Annotated in this window: 12 protein-coding genes; 4 read left to right on the top strand and 8 right to left on the bottom strand. The window is 72.4% G+C overall.

Annotated elements, in window-relative coordinates:
- The first annotated feature begins 10 nt into the window (after positions 1 to 10).
- Positions 11 to 913 carry a serine hydrolase gene (locus ACFY8O_RS22425; protein WP_387904996.1) on the top strand — a complete coding sequence of 301 codons (903 nt, stop codon included), beginning with the start codon at positions 11 to 13 and terminating at the stop codon, positions 911 to 913.
- Here ACFY8O_RS22425 and mycP read toward each other — a convergent pair.
- Both mycP and ACFY8O_RS22415 read right to left on the bottom strand, forming a co-directional pair.
- Positions 897 to 2,102, bottom strand: coding sequence for a type VII secretion-associated serine protease mycosin (gene mycP, locus ACFY8O_RS22420; RefSeq protein WP_387904993.1), 1,206 nt, complete (start codon positions 2,100 to 2,102; stop codon positions 897 to 899). The genes ACFY8O_RS22425 and mycP overlap by 17 nt on opposite strands.
- Positions 2,099 to 2,962, bottom strand: coding sequence for a hypothetical protein (locus tag ACFY8O_RS22415; RefSeq protein ID WP_387904991.1), 864 nt, complete (start codon positions 2,960 to 2,962; stop codon positions 2,099 to 2,101). The genes mycP and ACFY8O_RS22415 overlap by 4 nt, the downstream gene beginning before the upstream one ends.
- Before the next feature lie 474 nt (positions 2,963 to 3,436).
- Here ACFY8O_RS22415 and ACFY8O_RS22410 point away from each other — a divergent pair, with 474 nt between their 5' ends.
- Positions 3,437 to 4,639 (top strand): amino acid deaminase/aldolase, encoded by a 1,203-nt coding sequence (locus tag ACFY8O_RS22410; RefSeq protein ID WP_387904989.1) that lies wholly within the window; start codon positions 3,437 to 3,439, stop codon positions 4,637 to 4,639.
- 30 nt (positions 4,640 to 4,669) lie between these two features.
- Here ACFY8O_RS22410 and ACFY8O_RS22405 read toward each other — a convergent pair whose 3' ends face one another.
- From ACFY8O_RS22405 to ACFY8O_RS22390, 4 genes are read right to left on the bottom strand one after another with little or no spacing between them, the layout of a single operon-like run.
- On the bottom strand, positions 4,670 to 5,587 hold the full coding sequence (locus ACFY8O_RS22405; RefSeq protein WP_387904986.1) for a DUF2510 domain-containing protein: 918 nt from the start codon (positions 5,585 to 5,587) through the stop codon (positions 4,670 to 4,672).
- A 57-nt stretch (positions 5,588 to 5,644) separates the two neighbouring features.
- The gene (locus tag ACFY8O_RS22400; RefSeq protein ID WP_387904984.1) at positions 5,645 to 6,433 is read right to left on the bottom strand and encodes a 3-oxoacyl-ACP reductase; all 789 of its coding nucleotides are present in this window, start codon (positions 6,431 to 6,433) and stop codon (positions 5,645 to 5,647) included.
- A 6-nt stretch (positions 6,434 to 6,439) separates the two neighbouring features.
- Positions 6,440 to 7,804: an aldehyde dehydrogenase family protein gene (locus ACFY8O_RS22395; protein ID WP_145806469.1), complete on the bottom strand. Its 1,365-nt coding sequence runs from the start codon at positions 7,802 to 7,804 to the stop codon at positions 6,440 to 6,442.
- An 8-nt stretch (positions 7,805 to 7,812) separates the two neighbouring features.
- The gene (locus ACFY8O_RS22390; RefSeq protein WP_145806471.1) at positions 7,813 to 9,174 is read right to left on the bottom strand and encodes a glutamine synthetase family protein; all 1,362 of its coding nucleotides are present in this window, start codon (positions 9,172 to 9,174) and stop codon (positions 7,813 to 7,815) included.
- A 74-nt stretch (positions 9,175 to 9,248) separates the two neighbouring features.
- On the opposite strand from ACFY8O_RS22390, the gene ACFY8O_RS22385 reads away from it, so the two are divergent.
- Both ACFY8O_RS22385 and ACFY8O_RS22380 read left to right on the top strand, forming a co-directional pair.
- Positions 9,249 to 9,986 carry a FadR/GntR family transcriptional regulator gene (locus ACFY8O_RS22385; RefSeq protein ID WP_387904979.1) on the top strand — a complete coding sequence of 246 codons (738 nt, stop codon included), beginning with the start codon at positions 9,249 to 9,251 and terminating at the stop codon, positions 9,984 to 9,986.
- A 112-nt stretch (positions 9,987 to 10,098) separates the two neighbouring features.
- Complete coding sequence (locus ACFY8O_RS22380) at positions 10,099 to 10,827, top strand: gamma-glutamyl-gamma-aminobutyrate hydrolase family protein (protein WP_387904976.1); 729 nt, start codon at positions 10,099 to 10,101, stop codon at positions 10,825 to 10,827.
- 113 nt (positions 10,828 to 10,940) lie between these two features.
- Here the strand turns inward: ACFY8O_RS22380 and ACFY8O_RS22375 are convergent, their stop codons facing one another.
- Together ACFY8O_RS22375 and ACFY8O_RS22370 are read right to left on the bottom strand one after the other, a co-directional pair.
- Positions 10,941 to 11,399, bottom strand: coding sequence for a hypothetical protein (locus ACFY8O_RS22375; RefSeq protein ID WP_145806477.1), 459 nt, complete (start codon positions 11,397 to 11,399; stop codon positions 10,941 to 10,943).
- Complete coding sequence (locus ACFY8O_RS22370) at positions 11,389 to 18,282, bottom strand: polymorphic toxin-type HINT domain-containing protein (RefSeq protein WP_449341825.1); 6,894 nt, start codon at positions 18,280 to 18,282, stop codon at positions 11,389 to 11,391. Before ACFY8O_RS22370 ends, ACFY8O_RS22375 begins: the two co-directional genes overlap by 11 nt.
- Positions 18,283 to 18,493 lie beyond the last annotated feature (211 nt).

Below are 18,493 nucleotides of genomic sequence, written 5' to 3'. Positions count from 1 at the left end.
CGTCCGGGCCGTGCCCCGTCACAGAACCCGCAGGTCCACGCTGTCCGCCTCGGTGACCGCCGGCCTGCTCCTGGCCTGTTCCGCCGTGGGTGGCGCGTATCTGGTGGGTCGTTCCGCGGATGACGCTCCGGCCGCCGTGGCCGCCGTATCCTCCGCGTCGAGCCCGCCGGCCACGACGGGCGTGAGCGAGGAGCCCGAGGTGGATCTCGACGCGGAACTGGCCGAGGCACTGGCGGTCCCGGCGGACGGTGCCGACGTCTCGGTGTCGGTGCTGGACACGGAGACGGGAGCGCGGGCGACGTACGGCGACGGGACGTACGACACCGCCAGCATCGTCAAGGTCGACATCCTGGCGGCGCTGCTGCTGCTCGCGCAGGACGAGGGCCGTGAGCTGAGCGGCACGGAGCACGCGTACGCCGAGGCCATGATCCGCCGCAGCGACAACACCTCGGCGACCCAGCTGCTCAGGGTGATCGGCGGCGCCGAAGGACTGGACGCGGCCAACGAGCGCCTGGGCCTGACCGAGACCGGGGCCGTGCACGCGTGGGGGCTGACCCAGACCACGGCCGCCGACCAGGTGCGGCTGCTGGAGGCGGTGTGCGGTGCGGGGCCGGTGCTGACGGAGGCTTCCCGCGCCTATGTGACGGAGTTGATGGGCGACGTCGAGGCGGGCCAGCGGTGGGGGGTGTCCGCGGCGGGGACCGGCGCGGTGCTGAAGAACGGCTGGATGCCCCGGACCACGACCGGGCTGTGGGACGTCAACAGCATCGGGCGGGTGGAGAGCGGCGGGCACACCCTGCTGGTCGCCGTGCTCTCGCGGGGGCACACGACGAAGGAGGCGGGCATCGCATTGGTGGAGTCCGTCGCGAAGACCGCGGCCGGCGTGACGGGTGCGGTCAGCGGGCCCGGCTGACGGAGTTGCCGCCGCGCCACAGCACCACCGCCAGGGCGAGGAGTACGGCTCCGAGGCCGCCCGCTGCCGGGGCCAGCCAGCCGGCCGGGTCCTCGTCCTCCCGCTCGGGTTCGGGGCCCGCCCCGAAGTACTGCTTGCGGTAGCCGGCCACGGCGGACCGGGCCTCGGCACCCTCGGGGCACAGCTTCGCCCCGGCCTCGATCGCGGCGGCGGGGTCGACCAGGCCGTAGCCACGGGCGTCGTCACGCCCGCCCTCGGGGGCGTTGCGGGCCGTGTCGGCGAGCAGGGTCTTGAGCTGGGCGGGAGAGAGCCCCGGGTGGGCGGCGCGCACGAGGGCGACGGCTCCGGAGACGAACGCCGAGGCGGCGGAGGTGCCCCACTCGATGTAGTAGTGCTGGTCCGGGTTGGCGACGACGATGTCGACGCCGGGGGCGCTGACGGTCGCGTACCAGCGACGGGTGGAGAACGAGGCGTGCGTGCCGTACCTGTCGACGGCGGCGACGGCGATCACACCGGGGTAGGCGGCCGGGTAGGAGACGCGGTCGCCCTTGTCGCCGCTGTTGCCCGCCGACGCGACGACGGCGACTCCCTTGCCGAGGGCGTACTGGATGGCGGAGTCCTCACCGGGCTCCGGGTGGGCGGACTTGCTGTCGTCGCCCAGGGAGAGGTTGATGACGTCGGCGCCCTGGTCGGTCGCCCAGCGGATGCCGTCCGCGAGCGCGGTGCCGCGTGACTCACGGGCCTTGCCGCGGGAGGGGTCGTTGGACTCCAGGATGACCCGGACGGGCAGGATCTTGGCCTCCGGGGCCACGCCGAGCACCCCGTCGGCCCGCCCGGGTCCGTTGCCACGGCCCGCGATGATGCCGGCCATGGCGGTGCCGTGCAGGGCCCACGAGCTGTCGCCGCGCCCCGCGCCGAAGCCGATGAGGTCCTTGCCGGGGAGCACCTGGCCCGCGAGGTCCGGGTGCTGGTCGTCCACCCCGGTGTCCAGGACGGCGACGGTGACGCCCTCACCCTTCGTCGTCCGCCAGGCCTGCTCGGTGTGCAGGGCCTCCAGGCCCCACTGCTGGTCGCGGATGGCGTCCGCACGGGCGGGGACGGCGGGGATCAGCGCGAAGGCGGCGGCCGTGGTCACTGCGGCGAGCGTCCGGAGCGGGCGGGACCGGCGCGGGCGGGCTGCTGCGCTCACTCCGGCTTCTCCGTGAGGTCGGTGACGGTCCTGCGCAACGCGCGCTCCACGCGGTCGGCGACGCCCTTCGCCTCGTGGCCGAGTCCCGCCTGGGCGACGGCGGTGGTGGCGCCGGCGGCCATGGCCTCGGCGGCGGGCTGCGGTTCGGCGACCGCACGGCCGTCGGCGAAGCCGGAGACGGCGAACACGACGACGGGCACCTCGGTCAGCACGTGGACGGTCCAGCTCGCGCGCGTGGCGTCCGTGAAGTGGGCCGCCACGGTGTCGCGGGCCGGATAGGCACGGGGCATCAGGTCGGAGCGCACGGCGAGCTTCTGCGCGGTGAACCGGCCGCTCAGCGCGTCCATCCCCTCGGCGTTCGCCTCCGTGAAGACCATCCCCACGGTGGTGACGCTGCTGCGGGTGGCATCGGTGTAGGTGGCGCGGAGCAGGCGTTCGCAGCCGACCGGGCGGAGCGCCTTCAGGAGCAGCGGGTCGAGACCGGCCGCGCAGTCGCTGTCGCCCGCCACGGCGACCCGGGTCCACATCCGGTCGGTGGCGCCCGGCCCCGCGCCCTCGCCCTTGAGCGTGCGCGGGAACAGGGTGCCGACGGGCACGCTGTGCCAGACGGAGCGGCTGACCGTGTACGCGCTGTCCTGGCCGGGCTCGGCGGCGGAGTCGCCGGTGAGCCAGCTGCCGGTGACGGCGCCGCCGATGAGCCCGAGGCCGAGCACGGCGCAGACCGCCGCCGCCGCGGTCCTGAACGGCCGCCCGGCCGGGACGGGGCGGAGCCGGGTGGTGGTCTCGGCGGGGGTCTCCGCGTAGGCGTGGTAGGCGCCGGGCGGGGCGGGAGTGGCACCGGGGCGGGGGGTGAGGTCCACGGCACCGACCGGCCTGCGCCGGGTGACGGCGGGCGGCCCGGGGTGGCCGGGAGGCGGGGGTGGCGACGCGGCGGGGGGCGCGGGCGGGACGGCGCGCAGCCGGGTGGTCGTCTCCGCCGGCGTGGGTTCCGCCCGCGGTGCGGGAGGCGTGGGTTCCGTCCGCGGTGCGGGAGGCGTGGGTTCCGTCCGCGGGAGAGGTGGTGCCGGGGGGTGTCCGGGGAGGGGCGGCGGGACGGGCGGGACACCCGGGCGGGGCGGCACTGGAGCGCGCTGCGCTTCGGTACTCATCCGTCCCCCTGGTCCACGTCCCCGTACCGCCCGCGGACCGGCGCTTTCGCACGGGCCCGTCGTTCGCTCGCGTGGCGTTCACTCTACGGGGTGGAGGGCGCCCCGTGGGACGGGGACGGAGGGTGCGGGACGATCTGCACCGAACGTCCCCTACCCAGTGGTACGGCCGTCTGGCAAGCTGCGGCCATGACTGCCCGCGCCGCTGACCGGACCCGTTACGACCGGGCCACCGCCCATCTCGACGCCCCGGTGGCCGTCGTCGATCTGGAGGCGTTCGACTCCAACGCCGACGATCTGGTGCGCCGGGCGGGAGGCAAGCCCATCCGGGTGGCGAGCAAGTCGGTGCGCTGCCGTGCCCTGCTGGAGCGGGTGCTCGCGCGGCCCGGATTCGCCGGGATCATGTCGTTCACCCTCGCGGAGTCGCTGTGGCTGGCCCGGTCGGGCTTCGACGACGTGCTGCTGGCCTATCCGTCGGCCGACCGCGCCGCGTACGCCGAACTGGCGGGTGACCCCAAACTCGCGGCGGCCGTGACCGTGATGGTGGACGATCCGGCGCAGCTGGAGCTGATCGACGCGGCGCGGTCCGGTGGCACCGAGGAGATCCGGGTCTGCCTGGAGCTGGACACGTCGCTGCGGCTGCTGGGCGGCCGGGTCAGGGTCGGCGCGCTGCGCTCCCCGCTCCGCTCCCCCGGCCAACTGGCGGAGCTGGCCCGCTCGGTGGAGCGCAGGCCGGGATTCCGGCTGGTGGGACTGATGGCGTACGAGGGCCATGTCGCCGGGGTCGGCGACTCGGTGGCGGGCCGGCCGCTGCGGTCGCGCGCGGTGCGGCTGATGCAGGCTGCGGCGCGCAGGGAGCTGGCGGCCCGGCGGGCGGAGGTCGTGCGGGCGGTGCGGGCGGTGGCGCCCGGCCTGGAGTTCGTGAACGGCGGCGGTACCGGCAGTGTGCAGCACACGGCCGCCGAGGCCGCGGTGACCGAGATCGCCGCGGGGTCCGGGCTGTACGTCCCGAGGCTGTTCGACAACTACACGTCGTTCACGGGCCGTCCGGCGGCGCTGTTCGCCCAGCCGGTGGTGCGCCGTCCCGGCGTGGGCGTGGTGACGGTGCTCGGCGGCGGTTATCCGGCGTCGGGGGCGGCGGGCCCGGACCGGCTGCCGGTGCCCTACCTCCCGGAGGGCCTGCGCTTCGACCCGCAGGAGGGCCCCGGAGAGGTGCAGACGCCCCTGCTCGGCTCCCCCGCGGACGATCTGCTGATCGGCGACAAGGTGTGGTTCCGGCACGCCAAGGCCGGTGAACTGTGCGAGCGGTTCGACGAGTTGCGGCTGATCGAGGGCGATCGGATCACGGCCACGGTGCCGACGTACCGCGGGGAGGGACGCACTTTCCTCTAGAGGCCCGATCCCGGGTGAGCGTCGCGGGGGTCAGGGCGCCACGGTGCTGCCCACACCGCCGTTCGTCGCGTCACCGATCGGCTGGATGCCCTCGGTGACGGTGTCCATGAGGGAGAGCGGCAGATCCTCCTGGCCCGCGTCGAACGCGAAGCGCACGACGACCGGGGTCTCGCTGCCCACCGCGGAGGGGAAGACGAGCGACTGCACGTACCCGCCCGGTCCCTTGCCCGTGGTGACCTTCCAGCGCACGAGGTGGCCGGTGCGTCCGGCCACGGTCACGGACCTGGACGCCAGTTGCTCGTGGGACCTGATGCCTCCGTGGGGAAGGCCGCCGGCGAAGTCCTCGCCGTAGGCGTGGTCCGCGGCCGTCCCGATGTCCTGCTCGGCCAGCTCCTTCATGTCCGTGAGATCGGTGCCGCCGGCCGTCCGGACCGTGACGGTGCCGTGGTAGCAGAAGTTCCCCGAGTCGCCGGGGCAGGTGTAGGAGCCGACCGTACGCATCGTGGAGGTGTCGTCGAGGGTGTGCTCCGGCTTCTCCCAGCCCTCGGGAACGTCCAGGGTGACGCCGTTGAGCTGGTCGACCAGCACCGAGGGGTTCTCGTCCGGGCCGCCGGCGGGTGACGGGGCGGCCGTGCTCGCCCCGGCCGTGGCGGTGGGCGAGGGCGCGCCCGCGCCCGATCCGGGGCCGGGGCCCCGGCCGCCGTCGTCGCCCAGCACCAGGAAGCCCGCGACGGCCGACGCCAGGACCGCCAGACCGGCCGTCGCGAGGACGACGGCCCTGGTGGTGCGGCGGGCACCGGCGGGCGCGGGGCCGGCGGGCGGGTGGGGGACGGACAGCGGCGCCGGGGCCGCGCGGGTGTGCGCCGTCCAGGCCGTGCCGTCCCACCAGCGCTCGGTGCCCGGCACGTTCGCGTCCGGGTACCAGCCGGGCGGGGTCGTATGGCTCATCCCACCACTGTAGGGAGGGCGGCCGGGGCCGCGGTCACGGATCGGGCGGCCCGGGGCCTAGAGCGGGGTCACGTACGCCCCCGAGATCCCGCCGTCGACCAGGAAGTCGGTGGCGTTGACGAAGGAGGAGTCGTCGCTGGCCAGGAAGGCGACGGCGGCCGCGATCTCCGTCGCCTCGGCGAACCGGCCGAGAGGGATGTGCACGAGCCTGCGGGCGGCGCGTTCCGGGTCCTTGGCGAACAGCTCCTGGAGCAAGGGGGTGTTGACCGGCCCCGGGCACAGGGCGTTGACCCTGATGCCCTCGCGGGCGAACTGCACCCCGAGTTCCCGGGACAGGGCGAGCACGCCGCCCTTGGACGCGGTGTAGGAGATCTGTGAGGTGGCCGCGCCCATCCTGGCCACGAACGAGGCGGTGTTGATGATCGAGCCGCGCCCCTGGCGCCGCATGTAGGGCAGGGCGGCCTTGCAGCAGAGGTAGACGGAGGTGAGGTTGACGTCCTGGACACGCTTCCACGCCTCCAGCCCGGTGGTGAGGATGGAGTCGTCGTCGGGCGGCGAGATGCCCGCGTTGTTGAAGGCGATGTCGACGGAGCCGTAGGTGTCGTCCGCCGCCGCGAAGAGCGCGTCGACCTGGCCGGGGTCGGTGACGTCGACGCGTACGAAGGTGCCTCCCACCTCCGTCGCGGCGGCCAGGCCCGCGGTCTCGTCGATGTCACCGCAGACGACGTGCGCCCCCTCCGACGCCAGCCGGCGTGCGGTGGCGAGGCCGATGCCGCTGCCGGCTCCGGTGATGACGGCGGTGCGGCCGGTGAGACGGCGGCAGATGTTTCCGGTGTCGGTGCTCATGTGTGGTCAGGCCTCCGTGCCGATGAAGACGTTCTTGGTCTCGGTGAAGGCCGCGAGGGAGTCGGGCCCCAGTTCACGGCCGAGTCCGGACTGCCCGTACCCGCCGAAGGGGGTCCAGTAGCGGACTGCCGAGTGCGAGTTGACGGACAGGTTCCCGGCCCGGACCGCCTGCGACACCCGGAGGGCGCGGCCCAGGTCGCGGGTCCAGATCGAGCCCGCCAGGCCGTAGTCGGTGGCGTTGGCCAGGCGTACGGCGTCCTCCTCGTCCTCGAAGGGCAGGACGACGGCGACCGGGCCGAAGACCTCCTCGGTGGCGACGGGGGCGTCCGGAGCGACACCGGTGAGGACGGTGGGCGGGAACCAGAAGCCGGGCCCCGAGGGCGCGCTGCCCCGGATGCCGTCGGCGTCCTCGGGGACGAGGGCGCGGACGCGCTCCCGCTGGACCCGGGAGATCAGCGGGCCCATCTGCGTCTTCTCGTCGGAGGGGTCTCCGACGACGACGGAGGCGACCGCCGGGACGAGGAGTTCGAGGAAGCGCTCGTACACGGACCGCTGGACCAGGATGCGGGTGCGGGCGCAGCAGTCCTGACCGGCGTTGTCGAGGAAGGACATGGGCGCGGAGGCCGCGGCGGCCTCGACGTCGGCGTCGGCGAAGACGATGTTGGGACTCTTGCCGCCGAGTTCGAGGGTCAGCCGCTTCACCCGGTCCGCGCACCTGGCCATGATCTGCCGGCCCACGCGGGTCGACCCGGTGAAGACGATCTTGGCCACGCCGGGGTGGTCGACCAGGGCGCTGCCGGTCACGTCCCCCGCGCCGGGCAGCACCTGGAAGAGGTGGTCGGGCAGCCCGGCGTCGAGCGCGATACGGGCCAGCTGGAGAGCGGTGAGGGGGGTGGTCTCGGCCGGCTTCAGGATGACCGCGTTCCCGGCGGCGAGGGCGGGGGCGGTGGCCCAGGCGGCGATCGGCATGGGGAAGTTCCACGGGGCGATCACCCCGACGACACCGAGCGGTTCCAGAAGGGTGAGATCGATGCCGCCCGGCACGGGGATCTGGCGCCCGGTCAGGCGTTCCACTCCCCCGGCGGCGTAGTCCAGCAGGTCCCGGACGTTGGCCGCCTCCCAGCGGGCGTTGCCGAGGGTGTGGCCCGCCTCCGTGACCTCCAGCAGGGCGAGTCGCTCGGCCTGCTCGTCGACGAGCACGGCGAACCGGCGCAGCAGCCGGGCGCGGTCGGCCGGTGCCAGCGCGGCCCAGGTGCGCTGGGCCGCGGCGGCGCGGGTGACGGCGGCGGAGACCTCGGCCGCGCTCGTGGCGGGGACGGTGGCGACGAGTTGCTCGGTCGCCGGATTCAGGACGCGGTGTTCGTGGATCACGGGGTGCCTCACAGGCGTTCGAAGGAGCGGCGGAGTTCCCAGTCGGTCACCGCGGCGTCGAAGGCCTCCAGTTCGACGCGCGCCGTGTTGCGGTAGTGCGCCACGATCTCGTCGCCGAAGGCGGCACGGGCCGTCGCACTGTGCTCCCAGAGGTCGGCGGCTTCGCGGAGGGTGGTGGGCACCTGTTCGTATCCGGCGGTGTAGGCGTTGCCCTCGCAGGCCTCGGGGAGTTCCAGCTCGTTCTCGATGCCGTGCAGTCCGGCGGCGACGAGTCCGGCGACGGCGAGGTAGGGATTGACGTCGCCGCCGGGCAGCCGGTTCTCGAAGCGCATCGAGCGGCCGTGTCCGACCACGCGCAGGGCGCAGGTGCGGTTGTCGTGTCCCCAGGCGACGGCGGTCGGGGCGAAGGAGCCGGGCTGGAAGCGCTTGTAGGAGTTGACGTTCGGCGCGTAGAGCAGGGAGAAGTCGCGCAGGGCCGCGAGCTGTCCGGCGAGGAAACGCCGCATCACGGGTGACATGGCCCCGTCCTCGCCCGCCATGACGCTGCGTCCGCCGGCGTCCCGGAGCGAGAGGTGGATGTGGCAGGAGTTGCCCTCGCGCTCGTTGTACTTGGCCATGAAAGTGAGGGCGACGCCTTCCTGGGCGGCGATCTCCTTGGAACCGGTCTTGTAGACCGCGTGCTGGTCGCAGGTGACGAGGGCCTCGTCGTAGCGGAAGACGATCTCGTGCTGGCCCGGATTGCACTCGCCCTTCGCCGACTCGACGGTGAGGCCCGCCGCCGCCATCTCGTTGCGGATGCGGCGCAGCAGCGGCTCGACGCGGCCGGTGCCGAGCACGGAGTAGTCGATGTTGTACTGGTTGGCCGGGGTGAGGTCGCGGTAGTGGCGGTCCCACGCCTGCTCGTAGGTGTCCTTGAAGACGATGAATTCGAGCTCGGTGCCGACATGGGCGGTCAGTCCGTGCGCGGCGAGCCGCTCCAGCTGCCGCCGGAGGATCTGGCGGGGCGCGGCGACGACCGGCGAGCCGTCCTCCCAGGCGAGATCGGCCATGACCAGGGCCGTTCCCTCGTGCCAGGGGATGCGGCGCAGGGTGCTGAGGTCGGGGTGCATCGCAAAGTCGCCGTAGCCGTTGGACCAGGACGACATGGCGAATCCGTCGACGGTGTTCATGTCCGTGTCGACGGCGAGCAGGTAGTTGCAGCCCTCCGTGCCGTGTTCGAGCACCTCGTCCAGGAAGAACGGCGCGGCGAAGCGCTTGCCCTGCAGCCGGCCCTGCATGTCGGGGAAGGCGAGGACGACGGTGTCGATCTCACCGCTCTCCACGAGCACGCGGAGCTCCTCGACCTGGAGCGGGGGTGTTCGGTCTGCCACGGGATACTCCTCGTTCGGTCAGCCGGAAGGCTTAAGGTATGGGAGAAAACCATTGGGGGGAAGGGAATCGGGACGTGGCGGAGGAGACCGGGGAACCAGGGCCCTCCGGCCCGCTGCTGCCCGCGCTGCGGCCGGTCCGCGTGGGCAACGGCTTCGAGGAGGCACTGGAGCAGATCCTCCAGGTGGTCCGGCTCGGTCTCGTGCCCGCGGGCGGCCGGCTGCCGGCCGAGCGGGATCTCGCCGCCCTCCTCGGGATCAGCCGCGTCACCCTGCGCGACGTGCTGAGGGTGCTTCAGGACCAGGGGCTGGTGGAGGCGCGGCGCGGCCGGTACGGCGGCACGTTCGTGCTGCCCCGCACCGGACCGGCCGACGGCGACGAACTGCGCCGCCGGGTGGCGGGCGTCGACATCGAGGACGTCCTGCTGTTCCGTGAGGTGCTGGAGACGGGAGCGGCGGGACTGTGCGCGTCGCGCGGCCTCGACGACGAGGGGGCGGACCGGCTCCGGACGGCTCTGGCGGCGACACACGAGGCACCTCTGCCCGACTACCGCAGGCTCGACACCCTCTTCCACCTGACGGTCGCGGAGTTGTCCGGGTCGCCCTCCCTCACCGCCCGTTACGCGACCGTACGGGCGACGGTCAACGACCTGCTGGACTGCATACCCCTGCTGGTCCGCAATCTGGAGCATTCGCAGCAACAGCACACGGCCCTGGTGGAGGCGGTGCTCGGCGGCGACGAGGAGGCGGCGCGAGCGGTGGTCCGTGAACACTGCGCGGGGACCGCGGCGCTGCTCCGGGGCTTTCTGGCTTGATCTTGCCTTTCCGGATCCCCGCTCTTGCGCCGTGGCGTCCCACGAACAAAGGTATGACGCGACACCATTGCACCGGGCCGGTCCGCAGACCGGCCGCCGGAGGGACCGCACCATGCACGAACCGCTCATCGGCGTCACGACCTATCTGGAGCCGGTGGCTCGCTGGGGCGTCTGGGAACTCCCCGCGGCGGTGCTCCCCTCCGCGTATCCACGCCTGGTCCAGCGGTCCGGCGGCCTGGCCGCGCTGCTCCCTCCGGACGCTCCCGCCCGGGCCGGTCAGGTGGTGGCACGGCTGGACGGCCTCGTGATCGCGGGCGGCGCGGACGTCGATCCCGGACTGTACGGCGCGGAGCGCGACTTCAGGACAGGCCCGCCGGCACACGAGCGCGACACCTGGGAGGTGGCCCTGCTGCGCGCGGCGCGCGAGGCGGGCACCCCGGTGCTCGGGATCTGCCGGGGGATGCAGCTGCTCAACGTCGCGCTGGGCGGGACTTTGACCCAGCATCTGGACGGCCACGCCGGGCCCTTCGGCAAGGCGGGGGTCCTGGGCGAGCACACGGTGACGCCGGTCCCGGGCACGCTGTACGCCTCGCTCGTGCCCGACGAGGCGTCCGTCCCGACCTACCACCACCAGGCCGTGGACCGGCTCGCACCGGGGCTGGTGGCGTCCGCCTACGCCGCGGACGGCACGGTGGAGGCGGTCGAACTGCCGGGCGCCCAGTGGGTGCTCGGGGTGCAGTGGCATCCCGAGATGGGCGACGACCCACGGCTCATGCGGGCCCTGGTGGACGCGGCCCGCACCCGTGCGGGGGCGTCCCGGTCGGTCGCGGACCGGGGCTGAGGGGACCTCCGCGCGTCACGCACGGGTGGCCCGGCCCTCCGGCTTCACGCGTCTCGCACGCACGACCTGGCCCCCTGTTCCGCGCGCGTGGCGGAACAGGGGGCCAGTTCGCGTCAGACCGCGTCCGGCGGGAAACCGTGGTGTGCGCCGCCCGGTACGAGCACCCGCCAGGCCTCCATCGCGCCCGAGCAGTCGGGGAACACCGTGAGCCGGAAGGCGGGCGCCCAGGTCACGGTGAACTCCCCGGCCTCGCCGACGGTCACGGCGTCGACGGTGGGGCACAGTCGTCCGAGTACCCCGTCGAGCGTGGCCGCGCGGGCGTCGTACACCGTGCGGAAGTCGTCGAAGGCGGTGGCCCCCGCTCCCTTCTGCGCGTATCTCATGTCGGCGGACCCGAGAAGGGCCTTTCCCTCGTGCGTGATCCTGAAGGGGCACTGCACATGGACCATGACCTTCTCGCCCGCCGAGCCGGCGAACTCGATCACGCCCATGTCCGCGGCCCTGCCGACGGACCGGACCACAGCGCCCTCCAGGAGCGCGGTGATCGCACCGGCCGGTGTCTCAGCAGCCACCGAACAACCCCCTGCCTTCCTCGATGATGCGGTGGTAACCGTAGCCCTGACCGGTGATCCGGTCGTGCAGCATCCGACGCTCGGCGGGGGTGACGTCGCGTCCGAGACCGCGCTCGATCTCCTTCAGCGCGTCCTTGAACTCCCTGTTCTCCGCCTGGTTGCCGCGCGGCGCGTGGTAGCCGTCGTCATCCAGATCGCCCGTGTCCCAGTCGTTCCTGAGGTCCTCCAGACCCTTCTCCCAGTCGAATCCGCCGTCGTCGTTGTGGACGAGGAGCGGAGTCGTGCCGGCGACCACGTAGTAGGTGTGGATGTCGTCGATGGTGAGGTCGTACGTGCGCTGCCGCTCACGGAACTCCTCGGTCTTCTCGACCGCCGCGGTACCGCCGTCCACGGTGCGCAGCGTCATGCCGGGATCGAGGTGCCCGGCGTCCACCCAGGCGCCCTCGGACGGGGACCAGAACGGGTGCGTGGCCGTGGAGGTCAGCGCCTGCGGGCTGCGGGCTCCGGCGCGGGAGACAGTGAGGTCGACGAAGTCCTTGTCGTCCTCGGTGACGATGGTGGCGACCACCGTGCGGGTCGTGGTGAGCCCGCTCTCCGGGTCGGTCACCACGATCTCGTCGCCGATCCTGACGTCCTCGATCGGCCGGGTGGAACCGTCGGCCATCAGGACGTGCGTGCCGGGCGTGAAACTGTGCCGACCGCCTCCGACGAGGCACTGGACAGGTACGGAGTCGGCCTTCTTCAGGGCTGCCTTGAAGCCCTTGAAGACCACCTTGGCGCCCTTGCCGAGCAGACCGGTGCCCGCCGAGACGGCCGCGTCGACCGCTGCCGCCTTGCAGGCGCTGCCGGAACCCTGGACGCAGCCGACGTAGTCGTCGATACCCAGGACCTCCAGGATGCCGGGACCGTTCTGGTCACCGAACCAGCCGAGCTTGCCCACGGCGTTGCAGAACTCCGAGCCGGAGGCCTCCAGATTGGAGCAGCGGGCGCGTGCCCAGTTCTGCACGTTGTGCTGGTAGTCCAGTCGCTCGTGGTAGTAGGGGAAGTACTCGGCCAGTTCTGCTTGGGTCGGGACGTAGACACCCTGGATGGTGATCGAGTCACCCTTGGGCTGAATGATGATCGGCTTCTTGCCGTACGTGCCGTTCTTCCTCGCCTTCTTGGACATCTGTACGGCGGTGTCGTAGCAGGCGGCGGTGCGCTGGCAGTTGTTGGAATCGGGGCCGATGACCCCGTCGGTGTCACCGTCGACACCCGCGCAGATGCCGTCGGCCCCGCCGCCGGGTGCGCCGTGGATGCAGCCCAGCCCGTCGGGGTCGCTGAAGGTGACCGGGCTGTTGTTGCTGTAGGCGTAGCCGTTGAGGGCCTGCGGGTCGTCCGGCGTCAGCAGGGGGTCGACCGAGATGAACCGGCCGGTCGCCGGGTCGTACTCACGGGCGCTCAGGTGCGTGAGCCCGGTGGACTCGGAGTCGTCGACCCCGCCGACGAATCCCTGGACACCCGGCCAGGCACTCGGGCGGGTGCCCCGGATGCCGCCGAACGGGAGCGTGCGGCGCTGGGTCAGCTGCTGGCCGGCCGCGTCGACGGCCAGCTGTCCTGAGCCCTGGTGGTCGGCGATCGTGAAGGAGACCGAACCGTCGTCCTCGATCACCGCCTGGTTGCCGCCCCCGAGATCGACGGTGCGTGTGGCCTCGGGAGCGGTGCTGCCCTTGGCCAGCGTGACGCGGGTGGCACCGAGGTAGAGCGTGGTCTCCTTCGCCGTACGGGCGATGAGCCGGTTGCCGTCGGCGTCGTAGACGTACGAGGTGACCTCGTCCGCCCCGCCCTCCACCGGTTCGGTCACCTTGGCCAGACGGCCTTCGGCGTCCCAGTCGAGCTTCTGGGTCGTGCCGGCCAGGGTGCGCGTGTCGGTGTTGCCGACCGCGTCGTAGCCGTAGGAGTCCCGGGCGGTGCCGCCCGGTCCGCTCTGTGTCACGGAGGTGACGCCGTGGGGTCGCGGTGCCCCAGGTGCGGGGTAGGCGTAGTCGCGCACGGTGTTCTTCGTGGCGTCACCGGTGACGTCGTGGAGCGTCTCGGTCTTCCGGTTGCCCACCTTGTCGTAGGTGTATGAGTGCCAGTACGGCGCGGGGCCGCCGGCCTGCCCCCCGGCCGGTGCACCGGCACAGGTGGTGGTGCCCTGGGTCCAGGCCGACGTCATCCTGCGCAGGTGGTCGTACCCGAAGCACTGGGTGTCGGTGCCCGAGCGGGAGACGTCCGAGACCGACAGGACGTTACCCGCCTGGTCGTAGCGGTAGGTGTTCATCCGGTCGACACCGGGCACGTCCTCGCGGTCGACCCGGGCGGTGGACAGGCGCCTGCTGCCCCACTCGTAGGTGCTGGTCGCCCAGACCTTCTTGCCCCCGTCGTCGGAGAGTTCGTGCTGGAGCGGGCTGCCGGTGAGGCTGTAGCGGGTGGTCGCGTCGATCCCCTGGCTGCCGCTGAGTGCGACGAGCCGCTGGGTCTGCTCCTCGTAGGTGAACGCCACCGTGGTGGCGGGCAGGGAGCCCGCCGCCGGGGATCCCGTGGTGCGCACGGAGCCGTCGACGTTGTAGGCCGAGGCCGACAGATAGGTGCCTGCCAGCGCGCCCTCGGATTCGGGGACCGTCACGGTCGAGCGCAGCACGCGGTACAACCGGTCGTACGCCACGACCTTGCTGGTGTACTCGTGGCCGTCCGCGAAGCGTGTCGATTCCGTGAGGTGTCCCTTGGCACCGCTGACCGTGTCGTAGGTCCACCGGGCCCGGAGCGGACCGGTGGGGCTGTTCTCGCGCAGTTCCGTCTGGCGCCCCAGTCCGTCGTAGGCGTAGTACAGGTCGGTGTCCCGGTCGTCCGCCACGGAGACGGCCTGGCCACGGTCGTCGTACGCCGTGGAGCCCGCGCCCTTGTCGGGGTCGGTCGTCGCGGTGAGGCGGCCGAGCAGGTCGTAGGTGTACGTCCAGTCGTTGCCGGCCGGGTCGGTGAGCTTCGCCAGTTCACCGCGCGGGGTATAGGTGTAGCGGGTGGTGTCGTAGGCGGCGTCCGCCGAACGGGTGAGGTGCTGACGCAGTTCAGTGGTCTGCCCACGGGCGTCGGTCACCGTGGTGGTCGCTGTGCCGCCCTCCGGCGGGATGACGGTGAAGCGGTCGCCGCCGTAGAGCGTGCGGGTGGTGGCGAGCACCGCGCCGCCGTCACCGTTGCCCGCGATCCGCTCGGTGACCGTCGGGCGGCCCGTGCCGTCGAACGAGGTGCGGGTCTGGGTCTCGACCGCGAGTGCGTCGGCGGGCTTGAACAGGGCCGGTGAAGGCGCGCCCGTGGCGTAGTAGGTGTCGAAGGTCTTCGCCTGGAGGCCGCGTTCGTCGTAGAACACGTCGGAGAGCAGCCGCCCTCCGTCGGGTCCCGGCTTCTGCGTCTGCCGCTGCCGCAGGAACCCGTCGTACAGGCTGTACGCCGCGACCTGGCTCCCGTTGGTGCCGAGAGCCTTCGTGACGACCGCGACCGGCTGCCCCTCGGTGATCAGGTAGCCGAACTCGTAGCTCGGCGACAGCGTGGTCTGCCGGTCGGCGAGCCAGACCTTGGAGGAGCGGCCCAGCGCGTCGTAGGTGAAGGTCGTGACCTTCCCGTTGGCGTCGGTCTGGGTCAGCGGCAGCCCGCGCAGTGGATCGTGGGTGGCCGAGCTGGTCAGGGCCGTGGTCGCGTCACCGACCTTGGCCGGGGGCGTGGTCGTCGCCGTCTTCGTGACGAACCCCGTGGCCGGGGTGCGGACCGTGGTCGTCGTCCGCCCGTCGGTGCGCGCGGTGCGCACCGGCGCTGCCGTGCCCGTGACCGTGACGTTCGCGGTCAGGTCGGTGCTGGTCAGGACCCGGCCGTAGGAGTCGAAGGTCGCACCGGACTCCAAGTAGGTGGCCGTGGTGCCGTCGTGCTTCTTCAGCAGGGCCGTGGCGGTGGCGTCCCCCTTGGTGGGAGCCGCTCCGTAGGCTCCGCCGTCGTACGCCGAGCGGACGTCGGCGATGACGTCCTTCGCCCGGTCGACGGTGTCGGCGCACGCCTTCGACACGGTCTCGACCCGGGCGGGCAGCGTGAGGATGTTGGCGCTGTCGTTGGTGGCGTAGCTGGTGCGGGTGCAGCGGTTGTCCGTCGCGGTGGACTCGTCACCGCGGTCGTCGGTCTGGGTGACCCGCCCGGCCACGGTGTCGTAGGTGGAGGAGCTGGACGTGGTCCGCCAGGACGCTCCCGCCCCGTCGTCCAGGGACGTCCACGTGGTGGTGCGTCCGGTTCCGGTGAAGTTGGAGGTGATGGTGCCCCAGTCCCGGGTCCTCTTGCCCGTCTCGTGGCGCCAGGGACGGTTGACGGTCTTGGTGAGGACCTTGCCGCCGCTGCCGGAGTAACTGACGGTCCTGTACGCGAAGCCGGCGAAGGCCTCGTGGTCGGTGATCGGGTCGCCCTCGTCGTCGCCGAGGGTCACAGCGACGTTCTTGGTGCCCCCGGACGGGGTCTCCCGGTCACCGTCCATCCCGCGCAAGAAGAAGGAGTCGGTCTGCGACTTCATGGCAGCGTCGCCGCCCTGGCCGCCTGTCTTGACGCGAACCTGCCCGTAGCCCCGCCACTGGGACCACGTCTTGGACTTCTCCTTGGTCAGGCCGTCGTCGTCGTCGTAGTGCCAGGCGGCCGGGCCCATGTACGTGTAGGCCGTGACCTGGTCGGGCGAGCCGCCCGTGCGGTCGGTCGCCGTGACGGAGGTGACGACGTACTTGTTGAACCAGTGGATCTCGGGGTCGACGGTGGAGCTGCCGCCGATGTACTGCGGGAAGCAGCGCGTGGAGTTGCTCTGCGGGGTGGGCAGTGCGGACCAGTCGCAGGTGGCGGCGGAGTAGTCGACATCGGTCTGGCCGCCGTACTCGTCCGCGATCGTGGACAGCCGGTCCTTGATGAACGGCGCGTAGCCGTCACCGGTCCGGTCCAGCCGGTTCGCCAGCTGTGTGTAGGCGAACGTGGTCTTCGGCAGGGTGATCGCGGGGGTCGTGGTGTGGCCGGTGTGCTGGATCGAGTCGAGCAGCAGCTGGTAGTCGATGTCCGCCGTTCCCCAGCGGTGGGCCAGTTTCCAGGAGTCGGTCTTCTGGTAGGCGCCGGAGGCGTCGCGGACCTGGGTGGTCACCTCCGCGAGGCGCTTGCGCGTCCAGAACGAGGGCGAGAGACGGCCCTGGTCGCAGTCCTTGCCCTGCTCGCAGTTGAGGTCGTAGGGCGTGTCGTACCAGTACGCGGAGTCGGTGCCGATGGACGAGCAGGTGGTGAGGGCGTCCGGCAGGCAGCGCTCGGCGTTGGCGAAGACCACTTTGGCGAGGGCGGGGGTGGTGTACATCGAAGAGGACTTCAGGCCGTACTGGATCTCGTCGAGGTAACCGCCGCGGGTGTAGCGCGTGTCGTCGGCGGCCTTGAGGTTGCGGCCGTAGGAGTTCTTCTCCTGGACGTAGGTGTATGAGATGGCGTTGGCCCGAGGGTCGACCACGTAGTCGAGGTTCCAGCGCCAAGCCTGCTGGCACCACGAGTCCGCGAACGCCGCCGCATGGCAGGGCTCTCCCGGGTCGTCACCGAAGACGGGGGCGGTCCACGTGGATTCCGTGGTCTTCTTCCCGTCGGTCCAGCCGGGCAGCCGGTTGTATCCGAAGTAGTACTGCACACCTTCGGGGTCGGTCAGCCGCCAGTACTCGCCGCTGTCGTCACCGTTGCCCCGGTCCGTGGAGGTGAGCCGCGCGATCCGGGTTCCGTCGTCCTGGCGAAGCCTGAACTGGTCGGAGCCGAGGGGGACCAGCTCGCCGCCCTTGCCGTTGAAGCTGATGACGGCGTTGTCGTAGCCCCAGCAGAGGTCCCCGGGCTTCATGCCGTCGCTGTTCTCGACCCCGTCGTCCGCGCACGGCTTGTACCGGCGCTCGATGTAGCCCGGCCACAGGTCGAAGCCGCTGCCGATCCAGGAGGACTGGTTGTTGGTCTCCCCCGTCCGGCCGTCGACGGACCCGGAGGAGTAGCCGAGACCGATGCTCGGCTTCAGCCCGCCCGGTACGTCGGGGACGGTCATCTCGTAGGACCAGGCGAAATCGCCCGTGTTGAGGTGGGTCTGCCAGGTGGCGGACGGGGAGAGCGGGGTGGCCCTGTAGTCGCCGGTGGCGGCCGTGTCGTCGGCCACCGCGGCCAGCACGGTGGCTCCCGAGGCGGCGACGCGGACGGCCGGGGCGGTGAGTGTGCCGCTCTCCGTGTCGTTCACCGTCTCGACCGGCGTGCGAGTGCGGCACCGGGCCGCCTCGGGCGTGGTCAGTGCGCAGGCGGGGAGCTCGACAAGCGTCAGCCTCGCGCCGTAGCCGCCGCCGTACGCCTGGGCGATGCGGCGGTAGTCGACCCGGACGAGGGCGGCACCGTCGGTGAACTCCTCCCGGTTCGGGGTGAGCGCGAGGACCAGGCCGTCGACCTGGGCACGCCGGGCCTGCTCGTGGCCGGCCATCCGGACCCGGACCCGGCCGGAGGCGGGCTCGGCGGCCACGGCCCTCCGGTCCGTCTTCGCCGCGTGCGCGGATGATGCCTTGCTCCGGCCGACGTAAACGGGCAGGCCACCGGCCTGTTCAGGTGCCACCGCCTTCGCGCCCACCGAGGCCCGGCGGAGTGTCACTTCGGCGGAGCCCGCCGCCGGCCACGCGTCGCGGGGCGCGGTCCGGGGGGTGCGCGGCCCACGCTGCACGGTGCGCGCCTTCGCCTTCGGGGCGGCGGAACCGGCCACGGGCCGCTCCGTCTTCGGAAGCGCCGGCCGTCCGCGCCCGTCGTCGGCGACCGCTCCCGAACCGTCGGGGGCGACGACGCCCTGGAGCAGCGTGGCGGTCATGACGACGGCGGAGGCCAGCGCGGCCCGGTGTCTCCACCGCACCGCCCATCCCTTTGATGACGAATGCCTCATTGATTCCCTCGGATCCGATCGCGCCCGGCCGCGCGGGACAGGACCCGTCGGCTCTGGGCGGTTGGCCTGGTGCATGGGTTCGGTGCGGCGGCAGCCGCGACGCGGTGCCGGACCGTGCCCCTGGGCGACGGTCCGGCAC

It is taken from the genome of Streptomyces argenteolus (genome assembly GCF_042902585.1).
GTDB classification, from domain to species: Bacteria; Actinomycetota; Actinomycetes; order Streptomycetales; family Streptomycetaceae; genus Streptomyces; species Streptomyces argenteolus.
Note: the sequence above shows the minus strand (reverse complement) of the source record. Positions and strands in the feature narration are given on the sequence as shown.

Excerpts from the sequence above, each read along its gene's own strand:
- ACFY8O_RS22380 (WP_387904976.1), top strand. The coding sequence starts at position 10,099 with ATGCACGAACCGCTCATCGGCGTCACGACCTATCTGGAGCCGGTGGCT.
- ACFY8O_RS22370 (WP_449341825.1), bottom strand. The coding sequence starts at position 18,282 with ATGACCGCCACGCTGCTCCAGGGCGTCGTCGCCCCCGACGGTTCGGGA.
- ACFY8O_RS22405 (WP_387904986.1), bottom strand. The coding sequence starts at position 5,587 with ATGAGCCATACGACCCCGCCCGGCTGGTACCCGGACGCGAACGTGCCG.
- ACFY8O_RS22410 (WP_387904989.1), top strand. The coding sequence starts at position 3,437 with ATGACTGCCCGCGCCGCTGACCGGACCCGTTACGACCGGGCCACCGCC.
- ACFY8O_RS22400 (WP_387904984.1), bottom strand. The coding sequence starts at position 6,433 with ATGAGCACCGACACCGGAAACATCTGCCGCCGTCTCACCGGCCGCACC.